The sequence below is a fragment of the Polaromonas sp. AER18D-145 genome, from assembly GCF_002379095.1.
In the GTDB taxonomy this organism is placed as follows: Bacteria; Pseudomonadota; Gammaproteobacteria; order Burkholderiales; family Burkholderiaceae_C; genus Polaromonas.
On record NZ_NBZV01000103.1, the window covers coordinates 1 to 1,831 of the forward strand.

A 1,831-nucleotide genomic window follows, 5' to 3' on the forward strand; every position below is an offset into this window, starting at 1 on the left:
GAGATTGTGGACAGCGTCAAACGCGTGACCGACATCATGGCCGAGATCACGGCGGCCAGCCAGGAGCAGACGGCTGGGATTGAGCAGATCAACCAGGCGATCACGCAGATGGACCAGGTGACGCAGCAAAACGCGGCGCTGGTGGAAGAGGCCGCTGCGGCAGCGTCCTCGCTGCAGGAGCAGGCCAGCGGGCTGTCGCAGGCCGTCAGCGCGTTCAGGCTCGAGGGCGAGCAGGCGGGCGCGGCTTACGCGGCTGCACCGCAGCGCACGGCAAGCCCTGGACGCCATGCCTCCTCGCCCATGCAGCCCCCGCGAGCAAGGCAGGCCATCGCAGCGCCGCAGCGTAAGCCCGTAGCGGCTACGGGCGAGCCGGCCATAGCTGGCGGCAGCTGGGAAACGTTTTAAACACCACCAAATTAAAGGAGCCCTCATGCATGCGACAACCACAAGCAACCCCGCCCCGACCGCTGCAGCGGTGATGCCCCCCGGAGTCCTGGCGGCCCAGCCGCTGGAGTTTCTGGCGTTCACGCTGGGCCAGGAAGAGTACGGGGTGGACATCCAGAAGGTGCAGGAGCTGCGCGGTTATGACGCGGTCACGCGCATTGCCAACGCGCCCGAGCACATCAAGGGTGTCGTGAATCTGCGCGGGATCATCGTGCCCATCATCGACATGCGCATCAAGTTCAACCTGGGAACGCCCACCTACGACCAGTTCACGGTGGTGATCATTCTCAACATTGCCAGCCGCGTGATGGGCATGGTGGTCGACAGCGTCTCGGACGTGATCACCCTGAGCCCGGAGCAGGTCAAGCCGGCGCCGGAGATGGGGGCGGTGCTCGATGCCGACTACCTGATCGGGCTGGGCACGCTCGATGACCGCATGCTGATCCTGGTGGACCTGGAAAAGCTCATGACCAGCGAGGACATGGGCCTGGTTGAAAAACTGGCCGCTTGAGATGGTGTGAAGACGGGGCAAGCAACGCGAAGAAGAAATTTCATACGGAAAGCGTGCGATGAATGAAACAGAAAAATATTTGACCAGTCATTACCAGAGGGCAGACCGGATCATGTTGCCGGTCCTCTGGCTGCTGTTTGCCATGTCGCTTGCGTTGTCGGGGTGGAACGACACGCTCCGCTGGGCCTTGCTGGTTGGCCTGCCTACCGCGGTGGTCCCGACCGTCATGATTTTTCGATCGCCCGGCTCACTGATGACACGCTCCCTGGTGGCGGCGGCACTGATGATCTTTTCAGGCCTGCATATTCATCAGGCAGCCGGGACCAGCGAATTGCATTTCGGAATTTTTGTGCTGCTTGCCTTTTTGCTTGTCTACCGCAGCTGGCTTGTCATTGTGGTCGCGGCGGCCGTGATCGCCGTTCACCATCTGAGTTTCAATTATCTGCAGGAGTGGGGTTACGGGGTTGTGTGTTTTACCCGACCGGGGATTGCTGTGGTGCTTGCACACGCAGCGTATGTGGTGGTGGAAGCTTCTGTCCTGTCCTATCTCGCGATTCTCATGCACCGCGAAGTGATGCAGTCAGCGGAACTCGATGTACGGGTGATGGCGCTGTCCGCCGGCGGCAACGACAGGATTGATCTGACGCCAATTTCGACGGAAGCGCAAAGCAAGAGCGGCAAGAACCTCGATGCCGTTCTGGGGACGCTGCGCAAGGCCATCCTGAACGTCCGCAGCGGCACCGACACGATAGCGACAGCGTCCAGCCAGATTGCCGCCGGCAACCACGACCTGTCGTCCCGGACCGAAGAGCAGGCCAGCTCCCTGGAAGAGACCGCAGCGTCGATGGAAGAGCTGACCAGCACCGTCAAACAGAA

The 1,831-nt window shown here is 61.4% G+C and carries 1 protein-coding gene and 2 pseudogenes; all 3 read left to right on the plus strand.

What is annotated here, in order from left to right; genetic code table 11:
- Positions 1–405, plus strand: a pseudogene (locus B7G52_RS24295) (methyl-accepting chemotaxis protein); the annotation flags it as partial.
- Between the two features lie 73 nt (positions 406–478).
- The gene (locus B7G52_RS23010) at positions 479–955 is read left to right on the plus strand and encodes a chemotaxis protein CheW (protein ID WP_096699979.1); all 477 of its coding nucleotides are present in this window, start codon (positions 479–481) and stop codon (positions 953–955) included.
- 58 nt (positions 956–1,013) lie between these two features.
- Positions 1,014–1,831: pseudogene (locus tag B7G52_RS23015) on the plus strand (chemotaxis protein); the annotation flags it as partial.